The organism is Sphingobium sp. BS19 (assembly GCF_027925545.1).
Classification (GTDB): domain Bacteria; phylum Pseudomonadota; class Alphaproteobacteria; order Sphingomonadales; family Sphingomonadaceae; genus Sphingobium.
In genome coordinates, this window is the sequence record NZ_BSEF01000016.1 from 96,698 (window position 1) to 107,556 (window position 10,859).

The following is a 10,859-nucleotide window of genomic DNA, read 5'->3' on the forward strand; positions in this document are numbered from 1 at the left end:
TCAACGTTTACGCTTTTAGCTTGAGCGCGACTTCGGCCACGCGGCGGCCCTGATAGCGCGCGCCGTCGAGTTCCGCTGCGCTCGGCTGGCGGCTACCGTCGCCGCCCGCGATGGTGGTCGCGCCATAGGGTGCACCACCCACGACTTCCTCATGGCCCATCTGGCCAGTGTGGCCATAGTCCAGCCCGACGATGGTCATGCCGAAGTGCAGCAGGTTGGTGATGATCGAGAACAAGGTCGTCTCGTTCCCGCCATGCTGGCTGGCGGAGGAGGTGAATGCGCCGCCGACCTTGCCATTCAGCGCGCCACGCGCCCACAAGCCGCCGCCTTGATCGAGAAACGCCGCCATCTGGCTCGACATGCGACCGAAGCGCGTGCCGGTGCCGACGACGATGGCGTCATAATCGGCCAGTTCGCCGATGGTGGCGATGGGGGCCGCCTGATCGAGCTTGAAGTGGCCCGCCTTCGCCACCTCTTCGGGCACGGTCTCAGGGACGCGCTTTACATCGACGGTAGCGCCAGCGCCGCGTGCGCCCTCTGCAATGGCGTTCGCCATCGTTTCGATGTGGCCATAGCTGGAATAATACAGAACGAGAACTTTTGCCATTGGGAGGCTCCTTCACAAAAGGAGTGGGGGGGAGAGAAACAGTGCCGCCCGCTCCGGCCGGGGGAGGGACCGACGGGCGGGCGGCGGAGAACAGGATCTTACTGGCTATCGACCAGCACGATCTCACTGTCCTCCAAGGCCTTTATAACGACCGAACCGCCGCCACGGATCGCGGCTCCATCGCGTGCTTCGAACGGTTGGCCGTTGATTTCGACGCGACCCGTCGCCGGAACGAGATAGGCAAAGCGGTCATCGTCGAGGTCGTAAGTCAGCGTTTCGCCAGCCTGAACCGTGGCGCCCAGCAACCGTGCATCGGCACGAATGCGCAGTGCATCGGCATCGGCTTCATATCCGCTGGCGAGGACGGCAAAGCGGCCCGACCGGTCACCCTGCGGGAAAGGCTTCGCGCCCCAGCTTGGCGCGCCGCCCGCTGCACGGGGAAGCACCCATATCTGGAACAGCGTCGTCGTTTCGTCCTCCAGATTATATTCGGCATGACGCACGCCCGTTCCTGCGCTCATCACCTGAACGTCACCGGCGGCAGTGCGGCCTTCATTGCCCATGCTGTCCTTGTGGGTGATCGCACCCTTGCGGACATAGGTGATGATTTCCATGTCGCGGTGCGGATGGGGTGGAAAGCCGCTGTTCGCCCCAATCTCGTCGTCGTTCCACACGCGGATGTTGCCCCAGCCCATGCGGGCGGGATCATGATAGTCCGCGAAAGAGAAATGATGACGCGCATTGAGCCATCCGTGATTGGCATGGCCAAGTGACGAAAAGGCCCGGCGTTCTACAGTGGCCAGGCGCGGTGAAGTTGCAATGTCAGACATGAGACCGTCCTTTCAATCTTGATTTCCTCCGATATACGCGCCACCATCGTTTCATAAATAGACAGTGATGAAACGGATTGTTTCCTAATGCGATTGCCAGACTTTGAAGCATGGGCGATGTTTGCGGCGGTAGTAGAGCATCGCAGCTTCACCGATGCCGCGCGTGCCATGTCCGTGTCCAAGGCCACTGTGTCCAAGGCGATCAGCCGTTTGGAGCAGCATCTCGACACCAGCCTTTTCAGTCGCACGAGCCGCAGGCTGGCGCTGACGGAAAGCGGACGGCGGCTCGCCGATCACGCCGCGCGCATCATGAGCGAAGGGGTGGCCGCCGAAGAGGCCGCGCGCGACGAAATATCGGAGCTTGCGGGGATCGTTCGCCTCGGCGCGCCAATGAGCTTTGGCCTGAAGAAGATCGCGCCGGTGCTGGCTGACTTCATGGCGTTGCATCCTGCCATCGTCGTCGACCTGCACCTGTCGGACGAGCGCATCGATCTGGTGGAGAGCGGACTGGACGCCACATTGCGGATTGCCGCCATGCCGGACAGCTCGTTGCGCGCGCGGCGGCTGTGTGACGTGATGACGCATTATGTCGCGTCGCCCGAATATCTGGACCGAAAGGGACGCCCTACGCATCCCTCGCAACTGAGCGAACACGATTGCTTTCTCTACACCAACATTCCCAATCCGGAGACGTGGCGCTTTTCGCGTGCCGGGGGGGAAACGGTGGCGGTGCAGCCGCGCCCGCGGATGATGAGCAACAGTGGCGACGCCATGCTGGCGGCGTTGCGGGCCGGGGTCGGGATAGCGCGCTTGCCCGACTTCATCGTTGGCGAGGACCTCCAGAACAAAACGCTCGAAGCGATATTGCTGGATTGGCCGTCGCCGACCGTGGGCCTGCATCTGGTAACGCCCCCATCGCGTTTGCGGCCCGCCCGTGTGGATGCCTGTCTGGATTATTTGGCGCAAGCGTTGGCGCCGTAAGCCTCTGAAATAGATTCATTTCCAATACGACTCGCCATGTTTGAGTGGGTTAGCGATAAATTAACCTTTTGCGTTCAGATAGTTTGTGGTTAATGAATTGCCTTGGCTGTCGTTCTTGCAGGGGATGGACACCATGAACAGAGGGGCTGCATAATGCGCGTGCTGTTGATTGAAGACGAGCCGACGACCGCACGGGCGATCGAGCTGATGCTGACGACCGAAGGTTTTAACGTCTATACGACGGATCTGGGCGAGGAAGGCCTCGATCTGGGCAAGTTGTATGACTACGACATCATTTGCCTCGACCTCAATCTACCCGACATGCACGGATATGATGTGCTCAAGAAATTGCGGGCGGCCAAGGTGCAGACGCCGGTGCTGATCCTGTCCGGCATTGCCGAAATGGATAGCAAGGTGCGCAGCTTCGGCTTCGGTGCCGACGATTATGTGACCAAGCCTTTCCATCGCGACGAACTGGTGGCGCGCATTCATGCGGTCGTTCGCCGGTCGAAAGGTCACAGCCAGTCGGTCATCCGTACCGGCAAGCTGGCCGTCAATCTGGACGCAAAGACCGTGGAAGTGGATGGCAATCGCGTTCACCTGACCGGCAAGGAATATGCCATGCTGGAGCTGCTCTCGCTCCGCAAGGGTACCACGCTGACCAAGGAAATGTTCCTCAACCACCTGTATGGCGGGATGGACGAGCCGGAACTCAAGATTATCGACGTCTTCATCTGCAAGCTGCGCAAGAAATTGTCGCTGGCCTGCGGTGGCGATAATTATATCGAAACGGTCTGGGGTCGCGGCTATGTGCTGCGCGACGAGGACGAAGATACGGAACTGGAAGCGAAGGTCGCCTGATAGGCGCCACGATTACAGGACCGATGGGCGAAAGGCCCGGCAATCTGGGGGGATTGCCGGGCCTTTCCTTTTTTACGTCCGTTTAGGCGGCGGACCTTTTACCGCCCGACGCCATGATAGGCGAAGCCTGCGCCTTCGATCATTTCACGGGGATAGACATTGCGCAGATCGACCATGATCGGTTCGGTCAGCAGCGTTTTGATCCGGTTGAGGTCAAGCGCACGGAAGGCGTCCCATTCGGTCGCGATTACGATAGCGTCGGCTTTGTCCGCTGCGTCATAAGCGCTGGTGCAATAGACGACCTTGGGCAGCAAGCTCTTGGCCGATTCCATTCCTTCCGGATCATAGGCGCGAACGATGGCGCCTGCGTCTTCCAATGTCTGGGTGATCGCGATGGCAGGGCTGTCGCGCATATCGTCAGTGTTCGGCTTGAACGTCAGGCCCAGCAGAGCGACGGTCTTGCCACGCACATCGCCGCCCATCGCCGCGATGACCTTACGGCCCATGGCGCGCTTGCGGTTGTCGTTGACGGCGACCACGGCTTCGACGATCCGCTGGGGCGCGTCATAATCCTGGCTGGTCTTGAGGAGGGCCAGCGTGTCCTTCGGGAAGCACGAACCGCCATAGCCGGGGCCGGCGTGGAGGAATTTGGAGCCGATGCGGTTGTCCAGGCCGATGCCGCGCGCGACATCCTGCACATCCGCGCCGACCTTTTCGCACAGATCGGCGATTTCGTTGATGAAGGTGATCTTCGTCGCGAGGAAAGCGTTGCCGGCATATTTGGTCAGCTCGGCACCGCGACGGCTCATTTCGATGAGCGGCGACTTGTTGAGGTAAAGCGGGCGATAGACTTGCCGCATGACTTCCAGGCCGCGTGGGTTGTCGCCGCCGATAACGATACGATCGGGCCGCTTGAAATCGTCGATGGCTGCGCCTTCGCGCAGGAATTCGGGGTTGGAGACGACAGCAAAGTCGGCGTCCGGATTGGCTTCGCGGATGATCCGCTCGACTTCGTCGCCGGTGCCGACGGGCACGGTGGACTTGTCGACGATAACCGTGAAGCCCTTGATGGCGTGCGCCACTTCCTTGGCTGCGGCGTAGACATAGGACAGGTCGGCATGACCGTCACCGCGACGCGACGGCGTGCCCACGGCGATGAACACGGCGTCCGCATCCTTCACGCCGTCCGTCAGATCGGTGGTGAAGCGCAGGCGTCCGGCGGCGACATTGCGCGCCACGAGTTCGTCCAGGCCCGGTTCGAAGATCGGCATCCGACCGGTGAGGAGAGCGGCAATCTTGTTCTCATCCTTGTCGACGCAGACGACGTCATGCCCGAAGTCTGCAAAACAAGCACCCGATACCAGGCCCACATAGCCTGAACCAATCATCGTGATATGCATGACAAAACCCCAATTTTATTAGATGTCGATAGGACGAATGGCAGAATGGGCATGGTGACGTCGGTCTGTTACAATCTGAAGGGCATCGTGCCGATGCCGCCGCTGACAGTGCATGCCCCCAAATGCATTTTTGCGCTTCCCACAAGATAAAAATGCTGCAGCGCAAAATACAGCGCGCGTCAGGTAGCACAAGAGCCATTATGGAGATAGTTTTGCAGAAGGTTAACGACATAAGTTTAGGGCAATCTATCCTACTTTTGGGTAAGGTGAGCGCATGATCCGCTTCATTCTTGGTATATGGGCCTTTTTACTGGTGGCGTCGGCTGCCGCTGCGCAAGTGGAAACGGCGAATCCCGTTGCGGTCGAAACGCGGCAGTTGGTGCGCATGGAAACGGGCGAAGGCGCCATCGTGCTGGCGCTGGATGCTGCCCACGCGCCCATCACGACCGCCAATTTCCTGCGCTATGTGGACGAGAAGCGGCTCGACGGGACGGCGTTTTATCGGGCTTTGAAAGTGGCGGGCTGGCCCAATCTGGGCTTCATCCAGGGTGGTACGCGTAACGATCCCAAGCGTGTTCTGCCGCCCATCGCGCATGAACCGACCAACTTCACGGGTCTGACCCACGATGTCGGCACTATTTCTATGGCGCGCTATGCGCCTGGCAGCGCGAACGGGGATTTCTTCATCACGCTCGGGCCTATGCCATCGATGGATGCACAGCCAAGCGGAGAAGGCGATATTGCCGGGTTTGCCGCGTTTGGAACTGTTGTCGAGGGAATGGATGTCGTGCGGAAGATACTGGTCGCACCCACTTCTCCGACCGAAGGGGAAGGCGTGATGAAGGGGCAGATGCTCAGTCCCGTGGTGACGATCCTGACCGCGCGTAGGGTGAAGCCAACGCCCTGAGGTTCAGCCTTAGCCGTCGTACTTGCCGGACGCTTTCAATTTTTCCAGCCAAGCCTGCGCCTGTTTGGGCTCGCCGACGGCGCTCGATTTGACCGGGCCACGATCCGCCATGAAATCCCGGTGCAGCGTGAACGGCGCCATGCCAAGTTGTTCGCGCATGGAATCCACCGTCTGCCCGATCTCATCAAGGGTTTCGATGACCGGGGCGACGGCCGCACGCGCGGCCTTCTCCTGCCGGTGGTCGAACAGACCCCAGCTTCCACCTGCAGTTTTCTCAAGCGCCGCGATCAGCGTTTCGCGATACTCTGCTTCCAGTTCCTCGCGGCGGGTGTCGAGACGTTCGAGACGATCAGCTTTGGCCATGGCGCGTTGTAGTCCGATGGCGTGTCCGGTCAATGGCCCGGTGACTTTACCAGCGTGTCTTACGCTGCGGCATGAACGCGAGCATCATGGCATAATGATCGGCCGGAATGGCCCGCACGAATTCTACGCCTATGCGACCGTCCTCCACCCAGCGCACCACCGATTCGACGCGCCGCACATGGGGAAGATCGAACATCAGCCGTTCGCCAGCGACCAGAGTGGTGGGGACGCGGCCCATCAGGCCTAGCGGGGAAATGTTGACGATCCTGATGTCGTGAATACCCGATGCGTTGGTTGCAGGGGCTCCGAAATCCACCAGATCTCGACGCGCCCGCCGAGCTTCGGCGGGCGCGGACGCCTTTGCAGTCCGCGGCGATCTGTTCACATTATGCCCCTTTTTTCAATGCCTTGTTAGCATGATAGGGGTAGCGATGCTGACGCGATGTGAATGTTCGTGGTTAATCGCGCGTTAGGAAATCAAGCGATTACAAGGCCGTGCTTTTTTGCGCCGAAGCTGACCTTGTCACCCGGCTGCAACGGATGCGCAGGATCGGTCACGACATCGCCGTTGACGCGAATGGCACCCTCGGCGAGCTTGCGACGCGCTTCCTTGTTGGACGAGGCAAAGCCCAGCGCGACATTGGCCTGCGTGACCGTCAACGCGCCTTCCACCAGTGCGACGGTCGGCAGGTTGGCGTCGCTAGCGCCTTCTTCGAACGTCTTGCGGGCGGTTTGCGCGGCGGAGGCGGCTGCTTCCAGCCCATGCGCCATCGTGGTCGCTGCGTCCGCCAGGATTTTCTTCGCGTCGTTGATCTCCGCGCCTTCCAGCGATTCGAGGCGCGCGATCTCATCGAGCGGCAGATCGGTGAACAGGCGCAGGAAGCGGCCTACGTCCGCATCCTGCGTATTCCGCCAGAATTGCCAGTAATCATAAGCAGGCAGCGCATCGGCATTCAGCCACACCGCGCCGTTCATCGTCTTGCCCATCTTGCCACCATCCGCCGTAGTGATGAGCGGGGTGGTGAGCCCATAGACCTGCGTCCCGTCAACCCGGCGCGACAATTCTATGCCGTTGACGATATTGCCCCACTGATCCGATCCGCCCATCTGCAAACGGCACGCGGAGCGCCGCGACAGTTCCAGAAAGTCGTAAGCCTGAAGGATCATGTAGTTAAATTCGAGGAAGGAAAGCGACTGTTCGCGATCCAGCCGGGTCTTCACCGAATCGAAGCTGAGCATCCGGTTGACCGAGAAATGCTGACCGATGTCGCGCAGGAACGGGATGTATTCCAGTTTGTCGAGCCAATCGGCATTGTCCACCATCACCGCGTCGGACGGACCGTCGCCGAAGGTCAGGAACTTCTCGAACACACGCTTGATGCTGGCGACATTGGACGCGATCGTATCGGTCGTCAGCAGCTTGCGGGCTTCGTCCTTGAAGCTGGGATCGCCAATCTTGCCCGTGCCGCCGCCCATCAGGACGATGGGTTTGTGCCCCGCCTGTTGTAGACAGCGCAGCATCATGATCTGGACCAGACTGCCGACATGCAGCGACGGTGCCGTAGGATCGAACCCGATATAGCCGGGTACGATTTCCTTGACCGCAAGCGCATCGAGGCCCGACGCATCGGTTAGCTGGTGGATGTAACCGCGTGTGTCGAGTAAGCGGAGAAGATCGGATGTGTACTGGCTCATAGCGCGGCGCGCTTAGCATGGAGAATGGCGCTTGGGTAGCATGGTTGCAATTGGGCTGATGTCCGGCACGTCGCGCGACGGGATCGACGCGGCATTGATCCGCACCGACGGCGAAGGGCTGGTCGAGCCGCTCGCCTTTCACGGCACAGCCTATAGCGAAGGGTTTCGCGTCCGGCTGGCCGAGGTCTGCGCACGGGCGATGACGATGGACGAACCGACGTTCGAGCCGCTGATCGATTCGGTGGAAACGGAATTGACACAGGCCCATGTAGAGGCCGTGTCCGACCTGCTGGCGCGCGCCGGGTGGCAGGCACAGAACGTCGATGTCATCGGCTTCCACGGGCACACGGTGGCGCACAAGCCGGATCGGGGCTGGACATGGCAGATCGGCGACGCGGACGGGCTGGCCGGAGCATTCGGGATTCCCGTGGTCGCGGACCTGCGCAGCGCGGATGTGGGGGCAGGCGGGCAGGGCGCGCCGCTCTTGCCTGTCTATCATCGCGCCCTGGCCGCCGATCTCGACAAGCCGGTGGCCGTGCTCAATCTGGGTGGGGTGGCGAACATCACTTATATCGGCGCGGATGGATCGCTGGTGGCGTTCGACACCGGCATGGCCAGCGGCCTGATCGACAACTGGATGCAAATGGAAGGCGGCAAACCGTTCGACGAAGATGGCGCAACCGCCGCCGCCGGGCGCGTCGATCAGACGGTGCTGACGGCGATGCTGGATCATCCCTTTTTCGACATGCCCCCGCCCAAGAGCATCGACCGGGAAGATTTCACATTGCAGCCGGTGCGAGGCTTGTCGCTGGCGGACGGCGCAGCGACGCTGACCGCCTTTACCGCCCATTCGGTGGAACTCGCCCTGCGCCAACTCCCCGCACGCCCGACGGCGCTGTATGTCGCAGGCGGCGGTCGCCACAACGCCACGCTGATGCGGATGCTGGGCGAAGTGACGGGGGTGGCGGTGAAATCGGTCGACGGCCTGGGGTGGAACGGCGATGCGATTGAAGCGGAAGGATTCGCCTATATGGCCGTCCGCAGCCTGAAGGATCTGCCGATCAGTTTTCCGGGGACAACGGGAGTGCCGGAACCGATGACCGGCGGTGAATTGTTCGACGTGGATTGAGGGAGGTGCATTGCGCCTCTCCCCAATCGTCCTCTCGCTGCCGCATGAGACCCCAGCTTTCGCGGAAATGACGATTATGGGTGGTTTTCAATCGGCCTGCTTTTGGACAGATAACCGGCGATTGGCACTTCGCTAATCCGGAACCTGTCGATGCACAAATGACGCTCCGGGTGTAAGGCGAGTCAGTAGTTTGCGGTCGGGAATCCGCAGTCCCGCTGGTTAGCTTTCGTACGATTCAGGCAGCAAGTGCGTTGGTATCCGTGTCATGCGTGGCCGAGCTTTTGAAAAACTCGTCAAGATCGCTCGGGCAAACGATTGAGTCCTTAAGGCGAGGATCGCAACACGCGGCAACGAAGTCTTCGTGCTCCGGATGCCCCGGAACAAAGACGGCCTTTTGCTTATATTGCTCGGCCGTGAATGTGCCCCAATTTGTCATTCGGCCGAAATAGACATGGCTCGCACCCACCTGATGGGCCAGATCTACAGCATCTCCCATTTCACGATAATTCTCGGACTGAACGGTGAACGTGATCATGAAATCTTCGATAAGTCCGTCGTTCAGCAATTGCCCTGCAAACTTCAAGTTCTGCTCCATAACTGGCCAACGCGCACCGCGACGGAGGCTTTCATGGGTTGGACCGGTCGCGGCATCGAGACTTATACGAAGGGATTCCACCCGCTTGTGGAGGCTGGGGAAGGCCGCCCACTGTCGCGGCGTAAGCAACATTCCGTTGGTCATGATGATGAACCTCAGGTCCGGATACTCCTTCGCGTCCAACTGCTCCATCAGGCGCCGGAAGTTCTTGCTCGCGAACGGATCGCCCGATCCGGTTACATATACGGTCTTGGCGTTTTTGAGCAGGGGCAGAATCTCGTTCTGCTGCATTACGTCGAAGTTGATCCGCGTCTGTTCGTCAGCGGCATAGGTCGAGCTTCGACAGCTAGGGCAGGAGAGGTTGCACGTCCGGTCATAGGAAAGGTTCAGCACTTCCGGACCGCGTGGCATAATCGTTTCGCTGCTCGTTACGATGTCACTCCATTTGGGATCCGCTTCGAGTTCCTCAACCGACAAGAACTGGCTGCTCTGGATCGTTGGGCAGGTGCGCTTGTTGCAATAGCGATAAGATCCATCGAGCATGCTGCTTCGAATGGCTTGGGCCGCATCCCCATTCCAGATGTCGCGCCAAGGTGTATGGGCAAGATTACCAGTCGAGGTGGGTAGCCAGCTGGCGCAGCAAAGATGCGTGGTGCCTTCTAGTACGTCGAGCTCAATGAAAGGCCTTAAGCAGACCTTTCCCGTCAGCTGATATTTCGGGTTTGTAGGGTCTGCCAGCCCCTCCAGGTAGAACAGTACACCCTGAACTTGGACATTCTGACTTTCACCGGCACTAAGTGGCATGAGGGCATCGAGCGCGTCGCGTGGCGAACCACCTGCGGCGATCGACAGCCCAAGCAGCATTTGCACGCGCAGTCGAACGCTTTTCTCGGTTACGGAACGTTGCTGCAGCGCCTGAGGAACGACCCGGTTCTCGCCGACGATTGCTGGCACCAGAGACCAGAGCTCTGGATGGTCGAGACCATCCGACATAATACTCAACATCATGTCTATCGCTTGATAAGCGGCCGTCGAGGCGTCGATACAGCCGGCTTCGGCAGGCTCCATGGGCTCTTGATGGATCGTCACGGCGTTCCCCTAATCGCGCGTCGTGTCGACCGCATGCCAATTCATTATAGAACGAGGATGGGCCGATCCGGTGGGGTCGCCGAAAGGACGAAACTGATATTGCACGGGGAATGGCCTTCGATCCGAAGGACGGCCTGCATAAACGCCGCCTTCCCCACGCCAATAGCTGACTGACCGTTCCCTACCAAATTAAGTCATTCACCCTTCGACTTGCCATCGGCCTGAGTGACCGGTTTCAGGAAAGCGGATGATCTGGCGGAGCGACCAAGAATGGTCCAGACTGTGTGAAAACGCGTCAGATGTGGTATGGTGGTCCAACGTTTTGGGGGATCATATGGGTCGCTTCATTTCTGGTGCTGATCGCAAACAAACCACGCTATTTCCGCCCTGCGTAGATGACTG

Annotated in this window: 11 protein-coding genes; 4 read left to right on the forward strand and 7 right to left on the reverse strand. The window is 59.9% G+C overall.

Annotated features, from left to right (window positions below; genetic code table 11):
• Positions 1-7 precede the first annotated feature (7 nt).
• Both wrbA and QMG56_RS17585 read right to left on the reverse strand, forming a co-directional pair.
• Positions 8-607 (reverse strand): NAD(P)H:quinone oxidoreductase, encoded by a 600-nt coding sequence (wrbA, locus tag QMG56_RS17580; protein ID WP_281823721.1) that lies wholly within the window; start codon positions 605-607, stop codon positions 8-10.
• A 98-nt stretch (positions 608-705) separates the two neighbouring features.
• A complete protein-coding gene (locus tag QMG56_RS17585; RefSeq protein WP_281823723.1) occupies positions 706-1,437 on the reverse strand; it encodes a pirin family protein in 732 nt (243 codons plus the stop codon).
• Between the two features lie 87 nt (positions 1,438-1,524).
• On the opposite strand from QMG56_RS17585, the gene QMG56_RS17590 reads away from it, so the two are divergent.
• On the forward strand, positions 1,525-2,418 hold the full coding sequence (locus QMG56_RS17590; RefSeq protein ID WP_281823725.1) for a LysR family transcriptional regulator: 894 nt from the start codon (positions 1,525-1,527) through the stop codon (positions 2,416-2,418).
• Positions 2,419-2,571: 153 nt separating this feature from the next.
• Positions 2,572-3,279 (forward strand): response regulator transcription factor CtrA, encoded by a 708-nt coding sequence (gene ctrA, locus QMG56_RS17595; protein ID WP_230187629.1) that lies wholly within the window; start codon positions 2,572-2,574, stop codon positions 3,277-3,279.
• 98 nt (positions 3,280-3,377) lie between these two features.
• Here the strand turns inward: ctrA and QMG56_RS17600 are convergent, their stop codons facing one another.
• Entirely contained in the window at positions 3,378-4,679 is a 1,302-nt protein-coding gene (locus QMG56_RS17600; RefSeq protein ID WP_281823727.1) for a UDP-glucose/GDP-mannose dehydrogenase family protein, read from the reverse strand.
• 274 nt (positions 4,680-4,953) lie between these two features.
• On the opposite strand from QMG56_RS17600, the gene QMG56_RS17605 reads away from it, so the two are divergent.
• Positions 4,954-5,586 carry a peptidylprolyl isomerase gene (locus QMG56_RS17605; protein ID WP_281823729.1) on the forward strand — a complete coding sequence of 211 codons (633 nt, stop codon included), beginning with the start codon at positions 4,954-4,956 and terminating at the stop codon, positions 5,584-5,586.
• Positions 5,587-5,595: 9 nt separating this feature from the next.
• Here QMG56_RS17605 and QMG56_RS17610 read toward each other — a convergent pair whose 3' ends face one another.
• From QMG56_RS17610 to tyrS, 3 genes are all read right to left on the reverse strand, one after another.
• Positions 5,596-5,949: a hypothetical protein gene (locus QMG56_RS17610; protein ID WP_281823731.1), complete on the reverse strand. Its 354-nt coding sequence runs from the start codon at positions 5,947-5,949 to the stop codon at positions 5,596-5,598.
• Positions 5,950-5,995: 46 nt separating this feature from the next.
• Complete coding sequence (locus QMG56_RS17615) at positions 5,996-6,334, reverse strand: PilZ domain-containing protein (protein WP_230187633.1); 339 nt, start codon at positions 6,332-6,334, stop codon at positions 5,996-5,998.
• 92 nt (positions 6,335-6,426) lie between these two features.
• Positions 6,427-7,644 (reverse strand): tyrosine--tRNA ligase, encoded by a 1,218-nt coding sequence (gene tyrS / locus QMG56_RS17620; RefSeq protein ID WP_281823734.1) that lies wholly within the window; start codon positions 7,642-7,644, stop codon positions 6,427-6,429.
• Between the two features lie 40 nt (positions 7,645-7,684).
• Here tyrS and QMG56_RS17625 point away from each other — a divergent pair, with 40 nt between their 5' ends.
• On the forward strand, positions 7,685-8,773 hold the full coding sequence (locus QMG56_RS17625) for an anhydro-N-acetylmuramic acid kinase (protein ID WP_281823744.1): 1,089 nt from the start codon (positions 7,685-7,687) through the stop codon (positions 8,771-8,773).
• Between the two features lie 235 nt (positions 8,774-9,008).
• On the opposite strand, the gene QMG56_RS17630 is transcribed toward QMG56_RS17625, so the two are convergent.
• Positions 9,009-10,457 (reverse strand): radical SAM protein, encoded by a 1,449-nt coding sequence (locus QMG56_RS17630; protein ID WP_281823736.1) that lies wholly within the window; start codon positions 10,455-10,457, stop codon positions 9,009-9,011.
• Positions 10,458-10,859 lie beyond the last annotated feature (402 nt).

Excerpts from the sequence above, each read along its gene's own strand:
- wrbA (WP_281823721.1), bottom strand. The coding sequence starts at position 607 with ATGGCAAAAGTTCTCGTTCTGTATTATTCCAGCTATGGCCACATCGAA.
- QMG56_RS17585 (WP_281823723.1), bottom strand. The coding sequence starts at position 1,437 with ATGTCTGACATTGCAACTTCACCGCGCCTGGCCACTGTAGAACGCCGG.
- QMG56_RS17590 (WP_281823725.1), top strand. The coding sequence starts at position 1,525 with ATGCGATTGCCAGACTTTGAAGCATGGGCGATGTTTGCGGCGGTAGTA.
- ctrA (WP_230187629.1), top strand. The coding sequence starts at position 2,572 with ATGCGCGTGCTGTTGATTGAAGACGAGCCGACGACCGCACGGGCGATC.
- QMG56_RS17600 (WP_281823727.1), bottom strand. The coding sequence starts at position 4,679 with ATGCATATCACGATGATTGGTTCAGGCTATGTGGGCCTGGTATCGGGT.
- QMG56_RS17605 (WP_281823729.1), top strand. The coding sequence starts at position 4,954 with ATGATCCGCTTCATTCTTGGTATATGGGCCTTTTTACTGGTGGCGTCG.
- QMG56_RS17610 (WP_281823731.1), bottom strand. The coding sequence starts at position 5,949 with ATGGCCAAAGCTGATCGTCTCGAACGTCTCGACACCCGCCGCGAGGAA.
- tyrS (WP_281823734.1), bottom strand. The coding sequence starts at position 7,644 with ATGAGCCAGTACACATCCGATCTTCTCCGCTTACTCGACACACGCGGT.
- QMG56_RS17625 (WP_281823744.1), top strand. The coding sequence starts at position 7,685 with ATGGTTGCAATTGGGCTGATGTCCGGCACGTCGCGCGACGGGATCGAC.